Consider the following 14,893-nt stretch of genomic DNA (forward strand, 5'->3'; position numbering starts at 1 on the left):
CGGCGAGGACCTCGGTGACCTGCCCGGCGACGGGACTCTGGAGCAGATAGGTGCCCTCGGCGTGGGCCCGCCGTCCCGGCCGGGACGGCGGGCGCGCCGCGTGCGGAGCCCCGGTCAGAAGCCGTCCGCGTGGGACCCGGCCTCCTCGTCCGACTTCTTCATGGTGTCGGACGTCTCCTTGCCCGCCTCCGTCACCATGCCCAGTCGCTTGGTGACGTACGAGAGGGTCTCGGTCAGGTTCTCCGTGGGCCGGTCGACCTGCTTGTGGTACGTCTTGCCGATCTCGTCCTGGCCCGCCGACTCCTTGTTGATCCTGTTGATCTCCACGATCGTCCGGCTCAGGTCGCTGAGACAGCGCTGGTAGTCCTCGTAGTGGGAGAACTTGTTCTTGAGGTCGCTCAGGACCTTCAGGTCGTCAGCCATGGAACTCCTCCTGCTTCCCGGTGGGGATACGGCTCTCGGCCTCGGCCTCGAACTCGTCCTGCTTCGCCTTCTGTTCGGAGGCCCTGAGGGCGGCCTCCTCCTCGGCGGCGAACTCCTCCTGCCGGGACGCCTTCAGTTCCTCCAGGGACTCCTCCTGGCCGAAGGCGGGGGCCATCGCCCGCAGCGGCTTGAGGAGTTCGTCCATCTCGACCGGCGTGCCGACGAGCCCCGTCACGCTGCGCAGGTGGCCGCTGAAGTCCTGGAAGCCCTTGATGCGTTCGATGACCTCGCTGCCCATCCTGGCCCGCGCCTCGTTGAGGACGGTGACGAGGGCGGTGGCCAGTTCGGCCGGTGCCATCGACTGGTACGCCTTGGTGTGGAAGGTCATCGAGACCACCTGGCCCTGGGGGCCGACCGTCACGGACACCATGCGGTCCTTGGAGGTGGCGGACGCGCTCGCCGCGTCCAGTTCGCGCTTGGCCTCCAGCATCTTGTCCCGCTGCTCGTGCAGGGCGGACATCGCGTCCTTGAGGATGCTCTCGAAGTCCATGGCCATGGGGCCGCCTTTCATGGGGAAGAGGGGTCGTTCGGCGTGGGCGGGCGGGGTCAGCGTCCGATGACCCCGCTGACGGAGCCGGTGTCGGTGCCCCAGGTGTCCTCGTCCTCGGTGAGCCAGGTGGTGCGCTGCCGGTCCTTGCCCTGGTTGGGCTGGCCGCCACCGGCCGCGCCGGGGTTCATCGGCGGCATCATCGGGGACTGCGCGGTCTGCGGTCCGCCCGCGCCCGCGCCGCCGCCCGCGCCGGCACCCGCACCCGTACCCTTACCGCTTCCGGAGCCGGTGCCCGTGCCGCCGGCGGAGGCGGTGCCGCCGGAGCCCGCGGAGGAACCGGTGGGGCGGCCCGCCGGGTCCAGGAACGCGGTGGAGCCGCCGGTCGCCAGGCCGGGGATGCGCTTCGGCGCGCCGCCCGCGCCGCCGCTTCCGCCGCTTCCGCCGCCCAGCTGGTCCAGCAGCTTGTTGTGGCTGCCGCCGCCCGTCCCGCTGCCGGTCGTGGGGTGCGGCACGGGACGGGAGTTGATGGCGTGCTCGGCATTGGTGAGGAGCTGGTAGGTCCGGCTGAGGGGCTTGCCGTCCGCGCCCACGACGACGCCGTCCTTGAGCGTGGCGCCCTTGGGCAGCGCGTAGGGATTGCCGTTGGAGTCGAGGAGCGGCTTGCCCTTGGCGTCGACGACGGAGCCGTCCGGCAGGACCTTCGCCCCCTCGGGCAGCCGGATCTGGTCGAAGCCGGACCCCGGCAGCCGACCCGGCGTCTCCTCGGGGGCGGGCTGCGCCTGCCCCACTTTGGCGCCGGGCGGGGCGACGATCTGCTTGCCGTTCGAGCCCATGACGGGCTTGCCGTTCGCGTCGTAGACCTTGCCGTCCTTGCCGATGCGGGAGCCCGGCGGCAGGACGACGGGCTTGCCGTCCGCACCCATGACGGGTTTGCCGTTCTTGTCGAGCAGCGGTGCGCCCCCGCCCGGCGAACCGGTCCCCGGCCTGGTCGGCGGCGGGGTCCCGGGCAGCCCGCCGGTCCCGCTCCCGGGCAGCGTCGGGGGGAGGGGGGGCTTCTTCGTGCCGCCCGTCCCGTCACCGCCCTTGTCGAGCGGGTTCTTGCCGTCGCCGATGCCGCCCTTGCCGCCGCCGGCTCCTCCGATGCCGCCGCCGGCCCCTCCGCCCGCGCCCCCGGTACCCGGTCCGCCGGCCCCTCCGCCCGCGCCCGACCCGCCGCCCGGCGGCATCTCGGGGCCGCCCGCGCCGCCGCCGGTGGGCATCTGGAGACGGGGCTGGTAGATGCCCTCGCGCAGGGCGCCCGCGAGCGTGAGGTACGAGGTGTCCACCTTGCCCATGGAGGTCTCCGCCGCCTTGTCGAGCGGAGACAGGTGCTCCAGCCACGACTTCTTGGCGGCCAGTTCGATCTTCTCCAGCCAGGCGCTCTGACTGACGTCCATCCCCGAGCCGTCCACGACCTTGGCGTTCTCGGGGGTGTAGACCGGCTCGCCGTTGCTTCCGTCGCTGCTGGTGATGGTCCGCCAGGTGAACGAGCACGTGGCGTTGGCCATGGCCGCGTTGAGCGCCGTCCGCATGCGCCAGACCGGACTGGCCTCGAAGGTCAGCGCCTTGGCGCCCGGTAGTCTCCACCAGTTCACCAGCGCGGCCCACAGCACGCCGAGTGCCCTGTTCAGCTCGATCTGGGCGTTGTAGATGAGCGTCTCGTAGCCGCTGCCCTTGGAGTAGTCGATCGTGTCCGGGTACCCGGTGGCACCCTCCACGGGCTGCGGCTGGGCCAGGTCGAGCTGGACCTTGCTCATCTCCGTGGAGATGACGTCGAGGAACTTCCTGAAGGCCCCGGCCGCACTGCCCTTCCACTCGCTCTCGTCGGCGTCGACGCTCTCCTCCCACCGCCTCAGGACGGGAACCCACTTCGCCAGCCAGGCGTGCACGCCGTGCACCAGCTCGATCGCGGCGTCGAAGGAGGCGTAGCTCACTGCCCCCGTGTTGTGCGTGGAGGCGAACAGCAGCTCTTCCAGGGGCTTGAGCGCGTCACTGTGGAAGAGATTGAACTTGGACTGGGCGTTGTCCAGGACGTTCGGCCAGTCGAGCTGGAACCCGACCACGCACGAGTGCTGCCCGCCGTCGGTGCCGAGCGGGGTGAGGGGGATGACGAAGGAGACGTCGTAGCCCTCGGACTCCTTCTTTCCGTCGCCGGAGACGAGCTTGAGGTCGGGGGTGTCCTGACGCCTCCACTTCTCGGCCGTCACCGCCTCGCGGTTCGTCAGGGTGTTGGTGTCGGGGAGGAGGACCTTGATGGCCTGTTCCCAGGTGAAAGCTGCCATGGGGGTGCGGGGGCTCCTTCCGGGAGCTTCGGCTTCCGCTAGTTGCCGGTCGAGGGACCGCCGCCGGTACCGCCGCCGCCGGTACCGCCACCGCCACCGGCGTCGCGCTGGATGTTGTTGAGGATCTCCCACATCTCGGTGGTGTCCACGGAGTCGTCGCTGGCGTTCTGGAAGGTCTCCTTGACGAACATGAGGTCGAGGTTGGCCGCCTTGGCGATCTTGCGGAACGTATCCAGTGCGCTGTTGAGGTCCTTGGCCAGCGAGGCGAACCCCAGCTGCACGGCCTCGGCGCTCACCATCTGCTTGGGGTTCCCGGGCAGGATCTTGCTGTTGCCGGTCCCCTTCTCCCAGGAGAGCAGCGCCATCACGGACGGGTCCTGGAAGTCCTGGAGCAGCGTGCTGAACTTCCACGCGTAGTCGCGCAGTACGTCGTCCGTGATCGACGTGACGGTCTCGTCGCTCGGGGTCGTCATGAGTGCTCTCCTGCCGAAGTCGGGGTGGTACGTCGTCCGGGTCGTCCGACAGGGAGAACGCGGCCCCCGCCCGGCGGGGTTCAGCCCGGTCCGGGCACGGCGGAACCCGGCGCGCCTGCGAGGGACGGGCCGGGTTCCTGGCGGGGCGGGGCTCAGCGCTGGAACAGGTAGGCGCTCTTGCGGTCGCCGTTGCGGATGATGCCGTGGGCGTCCGCCAGCAGGTCCGCGCCCTTGTCGAACTGGTGCGACAGCGTGGAGTCCAGGTCGTGCACGACCTGCTTGAACTCCTCGAACTCCTTGGCCGCCTCACCGGTGAACTCCGACTGGATGGCGCTGAGGCGCCCCACGATGGTTTGCACGGCCGCGCTCATGGCGGCCGCGACCTGCTTCATCTGGTCGTTGGCGTCCTGGAGGGCGCCGTGCTTGATGTCCATGTCCATGGGGTCCATGCGCGTTCCTTACGGCAGAGGGGAGGAGGGGAGGGGAAGGGGAGCGGGAGACGGAGGGGACGCTCCGCCTCGATCACTTGCTGAGGATGTCGTAGACGTCGCCGTCCCACATGTCCATGTTGGACTCGGCCTCGCCGGCCGTGTCCGACATGACCTTGCTGGTCATGCCGACGGCCTCCACGAGGTCCTTGTACTCGGCCATCACCGTGCGGTAGCCGCGCTGCCAGTTCTCGATCTTCGCGATGAACTTGGTGCCGGCGGCGGACTTCATGCTGTCCCCGACCTGCCCCGCGATGTCCTCGGACTGGGTGTAGGACCGCTCCATCGTCTGGAGGTGCTCCTCCAGCTCGTTGAGGGTCTGGGTGAGTACCGCTGACGAGACCTTGAGGTTGGCGTTGGGCGCGTCGGTCACCTGAACTCCTTTGTCGTACGGGCTGGGTGGTTCCCGGCAGGAAGAACGGGCGCCTCAGGGAGCCGGGTTCACCAGCCGCTCGGCGTCGGTGGCCGTCCCCTTCGCCACCCGTACGCCCTTCACGGCCTTCCCGTCCTTCAGTTCCTCCCCGGGGCAGACCGGTGCCGGCACGCCCGCCGTCACGTCGACGACCCCCGCCGACGTCAGCGCCGACGGGTCCAGGGCCGGGCCCGCCGGCAGCAGGGACAGCAGGGTCGCCGGCACGCCCACGCCCACCGCGCCCGCGTAGCCGAGGGCCTTCGCGGAACCCGCCGTCGGCAGCGGGTACTTCACGCCGTTGTCCGCGACCAGATACGTCGTCCCGGCCGCGCCCGCCCCGGACAGTGCCCGGACCAGCGCGCCGCCGCCGGGCGGTACGGAGACCAGGTCCGCCGCGCCGCACGCTGCCGTCACGCCTGGCTGGGGCGACACCGGACGGCCCGCGACCGCCGCCGCGTCGGCCACCGCCACCAGGGTGGACGCCCCGCCCTCGGCCGAGGGCCGTACAGTCGTGCACACGCCCTGCCCGGACCCCGGTTCCACCAGCTCCGGCGGCGCCTCCGGGAGGCCCCCGTCCGGCAGCGTCCCGGCCGGCGCCGGATGGGCGGCAAGATCGGCGGCGCCCACCGCGACGGCGACCGCCGGAGCACCCGCGTAGGCCTGCCGCTGCGTGCGCGGATCGCCGCGCAGCAGCTCGAAGAAGGTCCGGTCGAGCGGCGCAAGCCCCTTCCGCGTCAGCACGTACGGCTCACTGGCAGGGCCCGTGAACAGCTGGCCGATCCGGGTCTCCCGCCCGGCCAGGGCGGGGCCGGGCGTGCCCCGCCCCGCGATCTCCGGCAGGACCAGGTCGGGTCCCGCCGGAAGGGAGTTGAGGTAGGCCGCCGCCACCGGGAACGGGGTGGCCGTGCCGTAGCCGAGCGCCGCCCCCGCGCCCGCGCCGAGCCGCAGCCGCCGTCCCTGCCACAACACGTGCCCGGTCCCGTCCGACGCGGACACCAGCACGGCCTGCCCAGGACCGAGAGCCCGGCCCGTGCCCGCCGCGCCGACGGCCACCGACACCACAGGGCCGGGCCGCCCCGACGCGGTGGCCGCCACCAGCCCGCACACCAGCCAGTCGCCGCGGGCCAGCGCGGACGCGGCCGGCAGTCCGTCCGGCGCGCCCACGATCCCCAGCGGTCCGCCGCGCGGCACCGCGCCCAGCGAGCCCAGGCCGACCTGCGTCACGGTCATCCGGTCCCCGGCCACCAGCCGGGCACTGGCCTGGTTGAGGACCGGCCGCAGCTCACCGCCGACGAACAGGTACCGGGCGCCCGTCTCCTTGACCACCACCAGGGTGCCCGGCTTCGCCCAGCCCGTCGCGCCGCCTGGCTTGATCGCCCCGTACAGGCCCATCACGAGGGCGATGACCACGGCGATGAACAGTCCGGTCCGCACCCCGCGGGTGGTCCGCCGGGGCGGGAGGTCCAGCGCGTCGGGCTCGCCCCGCAGCATGCCGGCCCCGAGCCTGCTCATCACGAACAGGTGGGCCTGCACCTGGTCGCGCCTGGACTGCATGTGAACTCCTGGGTGGGAAGGGGTGTGGGGGATCGGAAGGGGCTCGGGGCGGGTGGCTCAGCCGGTGAGCCCGCGCACCCACGCGAAGATCCCGGCCTCGGTCAGCGCCAGCGGGATCAGGCTGAGCGCCAGCGCGCTGTGCAGCAGGTCGGCGGCCCGCCCCCAGTACGGCAGCAGCCGCCGCCCCGGCACCGTCCACGAGAAGATCGCGAGCGCCGCGGCGGTGGCCGTCAGGCCCGTCAGCAGGCCCAGCCGGCCCGTCGGACCGAGGGAGAGCGCCCACCCGGTCGCGAGCAGCGCCAGCCCGTACACCCCCGGCAGGATCAGGGCCAGCCGCTGCCACCGGGAACCGACCTCGCGCACGTGCAGGACCAGCAGCAGCGACAGGACGGCCGCCAGCGTCACCGGCGCCCAGCCGGGCGCGCCCGCCATCAGCGTGAGACAGGCCGCGCACAGGGCGCCGGTCACCACGTGGAAGGCGGTCAGGTAGCCGTCGGCCACGGCGCTGCGGTCCATGACCTCCCGCGCCGGATACGGCTCGATGTCCTCCTGGAGCTCCTCCGCCCGGCGCGGCAGCGCGGGCAGCTTCATCCCCGACAGCCGGAAGGCGAAACCGGGCAGGAACGCCCCGAACGCCACCACGAGCACCGCCATTGCCCCGGCCGTCTCCGACGACGACAGCCCCGCCAGAGCGAGCGCTCCCGCGACGGAAGCGGCGACCGAGGTGACGAGCAGCCCCAGGAACAGGGGCGCGGAGCAGGCCACGGACGCCAGCGCCAGCACCGAGGCGCCCGCCGCCGCTGAACCGCCCGCCAGCAGCCGGGCGGCCGTCACGTCGCTCTCCCCCGCCGGCAGCAGCGCCCCGGCCAGCGCCAGGTAGGGCACCGCCGCCGCGCCGAGCGCCGTGCCGGCCCCCGCGTCGCCCACCGCCCGCGCGGCGCTGCCCGCGCCGATCAGCAGCAGGACTCCGGTGCCCGCCCCCGCGACCACCCGCAGCGGGCCGAGGTCTCCGGAGAGCGCCAGGAGCACGAAACCGCCCGCAAGCACGAGCAGCGCGACACCGAGCGCCAGATGGTGGGTGAGGGCGGGGGTCCAGCCGTCGCCGCGCTGTTCGAGGCCGGCCGCGACACCGTCCACGATGTCATCGAAGTGCGCCTCCGGCAGCGCCTCGCGGCGCATCCGCAGATACAGCCGCTCACCGTCGCGCAGTCCCAGGGCCTCCGCGGTCCGCTCCTCGTCCAACGGTTCCTCGCCGAGCCGCTGGAGCACCCAGCCGCCCGCCTCGACGGCCTTCTCGTCCAGGCCGTCCCCGGAGTAGCCGATGATCGTCGGCAACAGGTCCGCCAGGGGGACGTCCGCCGGTACGGAGAGCTCGACCACCTTCTGCGGCCCGTGGAACCTCAACCGGCACAGCCCCGCCACCGCGCTACCGCTCACTGCCCGTGTGTCCTTCCCGCTGTCCAGCCGAGGCCGGAAAACCCTCGGCGGACAGAGGAACGGAAACACCGCGCCGCCGGGTTCAGCTCCTCCCGGGCGAGGGGGACGGCGGGGCTCAGCCGTCCCCGCGCGCCGTGCCCCGCAGCTCCCGTACGAGCGCCTCGACGCCCTCCTCGCCGCGGTGGGCCACCAGGGCCGCGGCCAGCCCGGCCACCGACCGCCGCTCGCCCTCGGTCCAGCGGGCCGCCGACGGATGCTCGTCGACCACGAACACGCGCGCGATCAGCAGGGCCTCCGGATCCGGCGACCCGACCGGGGCCGTGGCGCCGAGCAGCCGGACGAGCGCGCCCGTCACCTCGGCCGCGGTGGCCTCCGGCACGTCGAGACCGGTCACGGTCCCGCCGAGCGGGTCCTCGTCCTCCGGGCCGACGTCCGGCAGCCACGCGCGGGGGAGCGCCCCCGCCTCGTACGCCTCGCCGATCCCGGTCGCGAACCCGTCCCCGGTGTCCTCCTGGACCTCGTCCCCGGTCCCGGTGCCTTCAACGTCCCCGCGCACTGCTCTCCTCCCGACACCGCCCCGGCGGGCGTACGCGCACCGCCTCGCCCACCCGGGCGACCGGCCGGACCGGCGCTCCGGGCGGCCCGGAATGCTTCCGTACGCGCGCACGCTCTTCTCTGATCCTCCGCTCCCTCTCCGTCGCAGTGGTCAACGGGCCTCCTCGCCGTCGGGGTTCATCCGGCGTTCACCCGGCGGCGCCGTACGGCCCGGGTTGAACCGCCCCGCACCCCCCGTCCGTTCCCGACTGACGAGGAAACCGCACGAAGTCGGCCGCCCGGCGTGCGCCAGGCGTGAGGAGCGTTGTTCGTTGAGCGTGGTGCAAGTCAACCGCCCGCCGCGGCGGCCGGGCCCCGAGATGCCCGACGGAGAGATCCAGCTCCAGGAGCCGCCCGGCCTGCCCGAGAAGCAGAGCGGCGTGGGAAGCATCATCACGATGGTGCCGATGGCGCTGTCCTCGCTTTCCATGGTCTTCATCTTCCTGCGCCCCAACGGGGGCATGATGACGTACATCGCCATGGGCACCATGGCCGTGTCCGCCATCGGCATGATCGTCACCCAGATCATGCGCGGCAACGCCGACCGCAAGCAGGAACTCACCGGCGAGCGCCGCGACTACCTGCGCTATCTCGCACAGATGCGGCGGCAGGTGCGCAAGGAGATCCTCCGCCAGCAGGAGGCCCTCGCCTGGCGCCACCCCGCCCCGGCCGAACTGCCCTTCCTGGTGCGGACCTCGCGCCTGTGGGAACGCCGCTCCTCCCACCCCGACTTCAGCGACGTGCGGATCGCGCTGGGCTCCCAGAGGCTCGCCGTCCGCCTCGCCCCCCTCGCCACCAAGCCGGTCGAGGACCTCGAACCGCTCAGCGCCCACGCGCTGCGCCGCTTCATCCACGCGTACGGCTCCATCGCCGACCAGCCCGTCGCCATCCACCTGCGCGGCTTCGCCCACGTCCTGATCCGCACCGGGGACACCGACCCCGAGACCGGCACCGCCGAGCCCGGGACGGGTGGGGAACCGGAGGACGACCGGGCCCGCGCCCTGGTCCGCGCGATCCTCGCCCAGCTGGCCACCTTCCACGCACCCGACGAACTGCGCGTCGCCGTCGTCGCCCCCGACCGGCGCGCCCGGTGGGAGTGGACCAAGTGGCTCCCGCACGCCCTGCACCCCCACGAGACGGACGGCGCCGGACCGCTGCGGCTCGTCGCCGGCAGCATCGGCGAACTGGAGCAGCTCCTCGGCGAGGAGTTCGGCGCCCGGCCCCCGTACGAGCCCGACGCCACCCCCAGCCGCGACGAGCCCTACACCGTCGTCGTCCTCGACGGCGCCGTCCTCACCGCCCCCCACCGGGCCGCGCTCGGCGGCTACCGCAACGCCACCGTCGTCGACGTCGGCTCCACCCTGGAGTGGAAGCACGGGCGCCTCACCCTCCGGCTGCGGATCACCGGCGCCCCCGGCACCCCCGGCGCCCTGGAGATGGTCGGCGCCGACCGCAACCGCAAGGACCAGGTCACCCCGCTCGGCGTCCCCGACGCCCTGACCCCCGCCGCCGCCGTCCGGCTGGCCGCCGCCATGGCCCCGTACCGCCTCGGCGACAGCTTCGACGCGGGCGAGCCCCTGGAGACCGACTTCGACCTGGCCGGCCTCCTCGGCATCCCCGACCTGCACCGTTTCGACGTCAAGGAGCAGTGGGCGCGGCGCAACCAGTCCAACAAGCTCCGCGTCCCGCTCGGCCTCGGCCCCGACGGCACCCCCATCGACCTGGACATCAAGGAGTCCGCCCAGGGCGGCATGGGCCCGCACGGCATGCTCATCGGCGCCACCGGCTCGGGCAAGTCCGAACTGCTGCGCACCCTCGTCCTCGCCCTGGCCCTCACCCACTCCTCGGAGATCCTCAACTTCGTCCTCGTCGACTTCAAGGGCGGCGCCACCTTCCTCGGCCTGGACGGCCTGCCCCACACCTCGGCCGTCATCACCAACCTCGCCGACGAGGCCGACCTCGTCGACCGCATGCGCGACGCCCTGCACGGCGAGATGATCCGCCGCCAGGAGCTCCTGCGCGCCGCCGGGAACTACGCCTCCCTCCTGGAGTACGAGACCGCCCGCGCCGCCGGCACCCCGCTCGACCCGCTGCCCACCCTCTTCGTCGTCGTCGACGAGTTCTCCGAACTGCTCGCCGCCCACCGCGACTTCATGGAACTCTTCGTCATGATCGGCCGCCTCGGCCGTTCCCTCGGCGTCCACCTGCTGCTCGCCTCCCAGCGCCTCGACGAGGGCCGCGTGCACCAGTTGGAGTCCCACCTGTCGTACCGGATCGGCCTGCGCACCTTCTCCGCCATGGAGTCCCGCGGCGTCCTGGGCGTCCCCGACGCCTACCAGCTGCCCTCCCAGCCCGGAAACGGCTACCTGCGCAGCGACATCTCCACCCTCAGCCGCTTCAAGGCCGCCTACGTCTCCGGCACCTACCGGCCCAAGCGACGTCCCGACGCCCACCGTTCGGTCATCGAGAGCCAGGTCGTCGCTCTCGGCACCGAGTACGTGGCCCCGCACGTGCTGCCCGCCGCCCCCGATCCGCAGGAGGAGACGGCCGCCGAGGAGTCCGGCACCCTCCTCGACATCGCCGCCGAACGCCTGGTCGACGCCGGTCCCCCCGCCTACCAGGTGTGGCTGCCACCGCTCGACGTGCCGCCCACCCTGGACGAACTGCTGCCCCCGATCGGTCCCGACCCCGAGCACGGCTTCACCGCCGAGGGCGAGGTCCGCGGCACCCTCAAGGTCCCCGTCGGTGTCGTCGACAAGCCCTTCCAGCAGGTCCGCGACCTGCTCGTGGCCGACCTGGGCGGCGCCGACGGCCACATCGGCATCGCCGGCGCCCCGCAGTCCGGCAAGTCCACCCTCATCCGCACCTTGATGACATCGCTCGCCCTCACCCACACCCCCGCCGAAGTGCAGTTCTACTGCCTGGACTTCGGCGGTGGCGCCCTGTCGAGCCTGCGCGGTCTGCCGCACGTCGGCGGTGTCACCGGCCGGCACGACCCCGACCGGGTCCTGCGCACCGTCGCCGAGATCAACGCGGTCATCACCCGCCGCGAGAAGTACTTCGCCGAGCTCGGCATCGAATCCGTCGCCGCCTTCCGCCGCAAGAAGGCCGCCGGCGAACTCCCCGACGACCCGCACGGCGACGTGTTCCTGGTCGTCGACGGCTGGAACACCCTGCGCCAGGAGTTCATGGACCTGGTCCAGCCCCTCACCCTCATCTCCCAGCGCGGCCTCAACTACGGCGTCCACCTCCTCATCGGCACCACCCGCTGGGGTGAGGTCACCGGCGCCCTCCGCGACCAGCTCCAGACCCGTTTCGAGCTGCGCCTGGGCGACCCCGTCGACTCCGTCGTCCACATGCGGGCGGCGGCCAAGGTCCCCAAGATCCCCGGCCGCGGCCTCACCGCCGACCAGATGCACTTCCTGTGCGCGCTGCCCCGCATGGACGGCATCGGCACCGCCCACGACCTCGGCGAGGGCGTCGCCGACCTGGTCGACGTCGTCGCCGACCACTGGACCGGCCCCCGCGCCCCCGAGGTCCGGATGCTCCCGCTCGTCCTCGACGCCGCCGACCTCCCCGAGCCCCACGGCTCCCTGCGGATCCCGCTCGGCCTGGAGGACACCGAGGTCCAGCCGCTGTGGCACGACTTCTCCCGCGACCCGCACCTGATCGTCGTCGGCGACAGCGAGACCGGCAAGACCAACCTGCTCAAGCACATCGCCACCCAGATCATGCGCGCCTACACCCCCGACCAGGGCCGCCTGATGCTGGTCGACTTCCGGCGCGAGATGTACGAGACCGTGCCCGAGGAATACCGTCTCGGCTACGCCGTCTCCGTCGACCCGCTGCGCCAGATGATCACCGGCGCGGGCAAGGCCATCGCCAACCGCATTCCGGCCGCCGACATCACCCCGGATCAGCTGCGGCGGCGCGACTGGTGGACCGGACCCGAGCTCTTCGTCCTCGTCGACGACTACGACCTCGTCAACGGCTCGATGGCCTCCCATCCCTTCGCCGCCGTCCTCGACAACCTCGCCCAGGGCGCGGAGATCGGCCTCCACATCATCATCGCCCGCTCCGCCAACGGTGCCGGCCGCGGCCTGTCCGACCCGCTCCTGCGCAGGCTCCAGGACGTCAACACCCCGGCCGTCCTGCTCTCCTGCCCGACCACCGAGGGCCACCTCTTCGGTGGCACGAAGCCGAAGGTGCTGCCCGCCGGACGCGCGCAGCACATCACCCGCCGCCGCACGGTGCAGCTCCAGACCCCGCTGCTCGACACCGACGGCCGGACCCCGCAGAACGGACACTCCGGATGACCAGTCCCGACTCCGCCCCCGCCTCCGGGACGGGCACCCACACCGTCGGCCCGCATCTGGTGATCTCCTCCCCGGAGACCGCAGCCGCCCTGGCCCCCGTTCTGGACGGACTGCCCCCGCTGTCCGGCACGCTCCTGGTGCTGGCCGCCGCCCCGGACGCGGCCCCGTTCCTCCGCCACACCCTGCCCGATCTGGTACTGCTCGCCCGGGAACGCGGCGCGTCCCGCCTCCTGCTCGCCGCCTCGGGCCTCGCCGCCCCGGGCCCCGATGGCGCCCGCCCCGTACGCGCGGTGGCCACGGCGGCGGACTTCCCGGTGATCGCCCCGGACGGTGTGGCCAGCGTCGAGCCGGACGGCACCCTGCGCCTCGCGGAACCGGGCACCTGGTGGTTGGCGGAACCGGGGGAGGAGCCGTACGAACTGGGCCCGGGCTGGCCCCCGGAGGCGGCGGCGACCACGGAACCAGAGGCCGCGGACGAGCTGCTTCCGCCCCCTTCCCCTCCCGTCCCCGTGGTGGCGGTGTCCCAGGGCGGCGCGCACCGCTTCGGCCCTGCGACGTCGGAGGAACAGGAGGAGGGCGCCCGTGCGGTTCCGGGCGGAACCTGGCTCGGAGCACTGCCCGAGGCGGTCGGGCCGCTGATCGGAGTCACCCCGGACACCTACCTCCTGGGCGTCGGATCACCTGCCCGCCCCGCGTTGCCCACCGCCGAACTCCTGGCCCGGGTGCCGGAGGCGGCAGCGGACGCCCGGCACCTCCTGCTGGCCGCGCCATGGGCCGATCCGTCCGACCTCGTCGCCATGGCGGTGGCTCTCGCGGACGACCTCGACCGCACGGTACGGGCCGCGATCGGCCTGCCCGTACGGACGGCCGACGACCACGCCACCACGTTCCTCGACGGACGGGGCGCGCCCACCTGGCAACCCCTCCTGCTCGAACTCGCCGCCTCGCCCGCTCACCACCGCGTGGTGCCGTCCGCGTGGCTGCGGCCGTCCGGACCGGAGGCGAAGGCACCGGCCGTGTACGCGTGCACGGACCCGGAGGGCTGGGCCGTCGAACTCGTCCCGGCGGGCCTGTGGCTGCGTCCTGCGGATCCACGGCCGGACGCCGCACCGCGCACGAGGTGCCCCGACCCGTCCCGCCCGGCCCTGATCGTGGGCGACGGCGAACACCCCTTGCCGCCCGAGCTCCTGCACGTCCTGCCCGGCGTCCTGGCCACGCTTCCCGACCTGGGGGCGACGGAACCGTACGGCCTGCTGTTCCACGGCGCCACGCCGGACGAGGGCCGGGCACGCTCCTGGGCGGAGGAACTGGACCTGCACTGGCTGGGATCCACCTCCTTGAGCTCACCTCATCAGGAGCAGGAGCAGGAGCAGGAGCAGGAGCAGGAGCAGGAGCAGGCATCGGAACGGGCACAAGAGCAGGCACAAGAGCAGGCACCGGAGCAGGCACCGGAACAGGAAGCAGAGCCGGCACCGGCCACCCAGGCGCCGGGGCCCTCCACCATGCCGCCCGCACCAGGCGGCCGCAGCGGCCCGGACGACCGGGCGGCCCTCCGAGACCTGCTGGGCGAGAAGTACCACATCCTCGCCAGCAAGGCGGAGCTGCTGGCCTCCCGGCTGCCGTCCCTGCGCTCCCTCGCACAGGACGGCCTCAAAGCGGACCTGGTGGCCATCGCCCTGTACCAGGCCGACGCCCCCGACCTGGGGTCCCGCTCGGGACTGGCCGAGGCGGCGAGAGCGGCCGGGACCGTCCCCTACACCCCGCTGCTGCGCTGCCTGGACTCGGGCCTGCGCCGCCTGCCGGGACACTACGGGGCCGTCATGCTCGCGGCCCCGGCGGAGGAAGTGCCGCTGGACCGGTACGCGCAGGGCTCGGTCCTCGTCGAGCCCGCGGCGGTCGCGGCCGTCCCGGCGTGCGACGCGGAACTGCAGGGCGCGGTGGAGTTCGGGATCTGGTCCACCACCGGCCGCCGCACGTCCGTCTTCCTCGGCACGGACGACGAACCGGAGGTGGTGTTCCCTCCGGGCACGGCCTTCTCCGTCCTGGCCCTGCACCTGTCGGAGGACGAGACGGCGCCGATCCGCGTGCTGCTCCGCGAGATCTCCCCCGCGGAGACCGACCGTACGGACGACCGCTTCCGCAGGCGCGACGAACAGGCCCGCACCCGCCTGACCGAATGGTTCGAGCGCAGGGACATGCTGGAACCCCACGACCGCCGCCCCCTCCCGGACGCCTCACGCTTCCACGTGGCCCCGGGGGCCGGCCCGGGAGCCGGGTCCGGCAGACGGCGGACGTGAGGCGTTCCGCCGCGGCGCCCACCCACCG

Annotated in this window: 11 protein-coding genes; 2 read left to right on the forward strand and 9 right to left on the reverse strand. The window is 73.1% G+C overall.

Features of this window, described 5'->3' with window-relative positions:
• Positions 1-114 precede the first annotated feature (114 nt).
• The 9 genes from ABTY59_RS14315 to ABTY59_RS14355 all read right to left on the reverse strand — a co-directional run bounded on the left by ABTY59_RS14315 (position 115) and on the right by ABTY59_RS14355 (position 8,214).
• Positions 115-423, reverse strand: coding sequence for a hypothetical protein (locus ABTY59_RS14315; protein WP_352019228.1), 309 nt, complete (start codon positions 421-423; stop codon positions 115-117).
• Positions 416-979 carry a YbaB/EbfC family nucleoid-associated protein gene (locus ABTY59_RS14320; protein ID WP_352019229.1) on the reverse strand — a complete coding sequence of 188 codons (564 nt, stop codon included), beginning with the start codon at positions 977-979 and terminating at the stop codon, positions 416-418. The genes ABTY59_RS14315 and ABTY59_RS14320 overlap by 8 nt, the downstream gene beginning before the upstream one ends.
• A gap of 50 nt (positions 980-1,029) precedes the next feature.
• Entirely contained in the window at positions 1,030-3,294 is a 2,265-nt protein-coding gene (locus ABTY59_RS14325; RefSeq protein ID WP_352019230.1) for a hypothetical protein, read from the reverse strand.
• A gap of 38 nt (positions 3,295-3,332) precedes the next feature.
• Entirely contained in the window at positions 3,333-3,767 is a 435-nt protein-coding gene (locus ABTY59_RS14330; protein WP_352019231.1) for a hypothetical protein, read from the reverse strand.
• 152 nt (positions 3,768-3,919) lie between these two features.
• On the reverse strand, positions 3,920-4,216 hold the full coding sequence (locus ABTY59_RS14335) for a hypothetical protein (protein ID WP_030748940.1): 297 nt from the start codon (positions 4,214-4,216) through the stop codon (positions 3,920-3,922).
• A 73-nt stretch (positions 4,217-4,289) separates the two neighbouring features.
• On the reverse strand, positions 4,290-4,628 hold the full coding sequence (locus ABTY59_RS14340; protein WP_352019232.1) for a hypothetical protein: 339 nt from the start codon (positions 4,626-4,628) through the stop codon (positions 4,290-4,292).
• Positions 4,629-4,682: 54 nt separating this feature from the next.
• On the reverse strand, positions 4,683-6,221 hold the full coding sequence (gene eccB / locus ABTY59_RS14345; protein ID WP_352019233.1) for a type VII secretion protein EccB: 1,539 nt from the start codon (positions 6,219-6,221) through the stop codon (positions 4,683-4,685).
• Positions 6,222-6,278: 57 nt separating this feature from the next.
• Positions 6,279-7,658 carry a type VII secretion integral membrane protein EccD gene (eccD, locus tag ABTY59_RS14350; RefSeq protein WP_352019234.1) on the reverse strand — a complete coding sequence of 460 codons (1,380 nt, stop codon included), beginning with the start codon at positions 7,656-7,658 and terminating at the stop codon, positions 6,279-6,281.
• A 115-nt stretch (positions 7,659-7,773) separates the two neighbouring features.
• Positions 7,774-8,214: a hypothetical protein gene (locus ABTY59_RS14355; protein ID WP_352019235.1), complete on the reverse strand. Its 441-nt coding sequence runs from the start codon at positions 8,212-8,214 to the stop codon at positions 7,774-7,776.
• 358 nt (positions 8,215-8,572) lie between these two features.
• On the opposite strand from ABTY59_RS14355, the gene eccCa reads away from it, so the two are divergent.
• Both eccCa and ABTY59_RS14365 read left to right on the forward strand, forming a co-directional pair.
• On the forward strand, positions 8,573-12,568 hold the full coding sequence (gene eccCa, locus ABTY59_RS14360) for a type VII secretion protein EccCa (protein WP_352019586.1): 3,996 nt from the start codon (positions 8,573-8,575) through the stop codon (positions 12,566-12,568).
• Entirely contained in the window at positions 12,565-14,865 is a 2,301-nt protein-coding gene (locus ABTY59_RS14365) for a hypothetical protein (protein ID WP_352019236.1), read from the forward strand. Before eccCa ends, ABTY59_RS14365 begins: the two co-directional genes overlap by 4 nt.
• Positions 14,866-14,893 lie beyond the last annotated feature (28 nt).

Origin of the sequence: Streptomyces sp. NPDC096079, assembly GCF_040303145.1 — a bacterium.
Classification (GTDB): Bacteria; Actinomycetota; Actinomycetes; order Streptomycetales; family Streptomycetaceae; genus Streptomyces.

Excerpts from the sequence above, each read along its gene's own strand:
- ABTY59_RS14320 (WP_352019229.1), bottom strand. The coding sequence starts at position 979 with ATGGCCATGGACTTCGAGAGCATCCTCAAGGACGCGATGTCCGCCCTG.
- ABTY59_RS14365 (WP_352019236.1), top strand. The coding sequence starts at position 12,565 with ATGACCAGTCCCGACTCCGCCCCCGCCTCCGGGACGGGCACCCACACC.
- ABTY59_RS14315 (WP_352019228.1), bottom strand. The coding sequence starts at position 423 with ATGGCTGACGACCTGAAGGTCCTGAGCGACCTCAAGAACAAGTTCTCC.
- ABTY59_RS14330 (WP_352019231.1), bottom strand. The coding sequence starts at position 3,767 with ATGACGACCCCGAGCGACGAGACCGTCACGTCGATCACGGACGACGTA.
- ABTY59_RS14335 (WP_030748940.1), bottom strand. The coding sequence starts at position 4,216 with ATGGACCCCATGGACATGGACATCAAGCACGGCGCCCTCCAGGACGCC.
- eccCa (WP_352019586.1), top strand. The coding sequence starts at position 8,573 with ATGCCCGACGGAGAGATCCAGCTCCAGGAGCCGCCCGGCCTGCCCGAG.
- ABTY59_RS14325 (WP_352019230.1), bottom strand. The coding sequence starts at position 3,294 with ATGGCAGCTTTCACCTGGGAACAGGCCATCAAGGTCCTCCTCCCCGAC.
- eccB (WP_352019233.1), bottom strand. The coding sequence starts at position 6,221 with ATGCAGTCCAGGCGCGACCAGGTGCAGGCCCACCTGTTCGTGATGAGC.